This window comes from Psychrobacter sp., assembly GCF_041554015.1.
In the GTDB taxonomy this organism is placed as follows: Bacteria; Pseudomonadota; Gammaproteobacteria; order Pseudomonadales; family Moraxellaceae; genus Psychrobacter.
Genome location: NZ_JBFFMS010000085.1, coordinates 1 through 2855, shown reverse-complemented (window position 1 = coordinate 2855; position 2855 = coordinate 1). Strand labels below are relative to the sequence as shown.

The window sequence follows — 2855 nt, the reverse complement described above, 5'->3', positions numbered from 1 at the left end:
TGACCCATTTTAGCGAGCCTGCTACCCGGATTTGTGCACTATGCGCACCCAATTGGCGAAAGCGTTTGGCGGAGTCATTATCCTGCGCAATGATTAGATTTAGGTTTTTCATCATACTGGTACTGACGGCAGCAATCTTTTGATAACTTTTAAAGGATGATGCTGACAGCCGCCCATTCACAAGAATACTTGGGATATGACTCTCAGACAACTTGGTTAAAATGTTTGCCCATAGCTCTGTTTCTACAAACAAGGCAGCAGCAGGTTGCACATGACTCAAAAAGCGCTCAATCACCGCCGGACTGTCAACCGGCACATAACTGTGACTCAATCGACCCTGCGCAATGTCTTCTGCAAATCGACTGGCACCGCGTGCAAAACCAGTCTGGGTAGTATTGGTTAGCCAGATACGATAACCACGAGCCAATAGCGCATCCAACAATGGCGCGACCGTATTGGTCTCTCCTAAGGATACTGCATGACACCAGATGGTTTTATTTTGAGTATTAGCATTGATGCTGCTATTTGAGTTTGCAGCTGATAAATGAGTGACTGTGGCTTTAGGAGCTGCTGGGTAGCGCTTACCAAAACGCTGTTCAACTTCTTGCTGATAATTATCACGCTTATGCGATCGGCGCCATACTTGCAGCCGATATAGCGGCTTTAATACGCCTATACCGACTTGGTAATACATAGGCGGTTTGTAAGCCGTCCGGCTTTGTATAGGCAAGGCGTTACTAGAAAGGTTTTTTGAGGTGTCAGAAGATGGCATGCAAAAGCTCAGATAATTAATGGCGCAGATAATAGGAGTCGCGTAAAAAACGCACCAATTCTACCTGAATTTATTGCTGAACCATACGCTTTTAAATTCAGACATTTTGGCAATGGTATTTTAGACCAAAATAATAATGAGTAAGGCTATCACGATAATCACGGCAAACAATAGCTGATAACGCTTCAGGCTATGCTGCTCTTGTTTTTGGGTGCTGATCAACGCTTGTACTTGCTGCCATTGGGTCACCAAACTTGCCGCTTCTACATGACCGTTTTCGGCAGCTTGCTCAAGCCAGTATTTTCCAATCTCAAAGTCTTGCGTTACCCCTACGCCTTGATAATACATTTTACTCAGTAAGCGCTGGGCACGGCTGTCATTTTTACTCGCCGCTTGCGTCACCCACTCAGCCCCTGTTTCTGTACCCGTGACTTCATCGATGCCTTGGTTTGCTAGCAGCCCTTCACCAAGCAGCTCATACATTGCCAAGCGCAACATCGCAGCGCTATTGCCTACATCTGCCGCAACTTTTAATCCTAGCAGAGCTTGCTGCTTTGCTTGCAGGTGCGCCTCTGAAAAGGTCACTTGCTCACGTGATTCTTCTTGCTTGGCAATATGACGCTCAAACTGATCTAACACCTTGCAAGCCTGCTTATATTGAGTCTCACCAGCGCTCTGTGTTACCTCTATCTCCTCTAACTCTATCAATAGCTGGGTAAAAATCTCTGGCGTTGGTGGTTTTTTTGCGGCGCTGCTAGCTGGTATGGTCTTTACCACTTCTATAGGGGCTACTTCAGTGTTTGCTACTTCTACACTTTCTATTAATGGCATTGCTGCAATTATAGTATCTGCTGTAGACGATACATCATCCACCTTATCATTTAACAGTTGAGATGGATGATCTACTTGATTGGTTGCCATATCTATGGCGGACTTACTACTTGAATCAAGCAATGCACTATTATCTCTAGGGCTTACTTTATTAATAACAGCCCTTTCATTTGCTCTTTGAATGCTTTGTTTACCTGTTACTTCAGTGTTTGCTTGCTCTACTATGGTCGTGTCTGCTACATGAGGAGCAAAGCCCTTTTCTGGTAGTCGCTCGCTAACTGCTTGATACAAGCCACTTGCGACTTCACTACCTTGTACTGACTTAAATGCTCGGTCTATATGACCAAAGAGTCGCATCCCTATTGGTTCTAAAGCAAAGAAAAGCGGGATAGTACTTTTGTCGCTGCTATTGTCGCTATCAGTCTCAGCATCAGCGCCATAAAACATCGCCATATGCTGATAAAAATCATTGCTAGTCAATGCCAATTGAGGATAGCGTGTATCTAACTCAAAGCGCCCAAACCATCTTGGGGGTTGTTGCCACTGCTGCGCCAATACCCTACCAGTATAAAACGCCAAAAATACCATAAAATTACGATAGCGCTCATCTGTTAATAAAGTTTCTTCATGCCAAATGCCCGTTTTGACCATATCACGGCGTATCTGAGACAGTAGGATATCTAGGCGCTGCAAGCTTGCCAGCGACTCATCTAAATCACAATGATGCAGATCTACTTCATAAGCGATACCGCCTGCGACAGCACGCCTTGCCAAAAAATCTTGCCAATAGCCTGCTGCAATATAATCAAGGGGCGTTAAGGGCGATGCCGACATAAGGAATACGTATCCTTTAAAAAAAATCAGTAACAGAGATAATCAACAAAGCAATAAGCGACAGGCTGTCATATAAAACATCTTGCTTACCTTAACCTAAAACAGCTAACGCTACAATAAAGGACTAAATAAGCGTACCACATTATCAAACAAACGCTCTGCACCATGGCGCTGTTGCCACTGCTCTAAATTCAAAAAACGGCAACTCTGTAAGTAGACGTCTTGGCAATCAGCCACTTGAGCGACCATCTCCGGTGTATAAATGGCCAAGCTTACTTCCATATTGAGATAAAAACTGCGCATATCGATGTTTACAGTGCCAAATAAACAATAATCATCATCGATCACCACGGTTTTGGTGTGCAGCAACCCACCCTTAAACAGAGCAATCGTCACGCCTGCCTCGAGCAGCTCTTGA

At 44.6% G+C, this 2855-nt stretch carries 3 protein-coding genes; all 3 read right to left on the bottom strand.

Going from position 1 to position 2855, the window contains the following annotated elements:
- Positions 1-772, bottom strand: a 772-nt coding sequence (locus tag ABYU67_RS12070; RefSeq protein ID WP_372845536.1) for a 3-deoxy-D-manno-octulosonic acid transferase, incomplete at its 3' end; no start/stop codon positions are given.
- A 120-nt stretch (positions 773-892) separates the two neighbouring features.
- The gene (locus ABYU67_RS12065; RefSeq protein ID WP_372845534.1) at positions 893-2437 is read right to left on the bottom strand and encodes a tetratricopeptide repeat protein; all 1545 of its coding nucleotides are present in this window, start codon (positions 2435-2437) and stop codon (positions 893-895) included.
- Positions 2438-2548: 111 nt separating this feature from the next.
- The coding region (locus ABYU67_RS12060; protein ID WP_372845532.1) for a phospholipase D-like domain-containing protein at positions 2549-2855 on the bottom strand (307 nt) is incomplete at its 5' end.

Excerpts from the sequence above, each read along its gene's own strand:
- ABYU67_RS12065 (WP_372845534.1), bottom strand. The coding sequence starts at position 2,437 with ATGTCGGCATCGCCCTTAACGCCCCTTGATTATATTGCAGCAGGCTAT.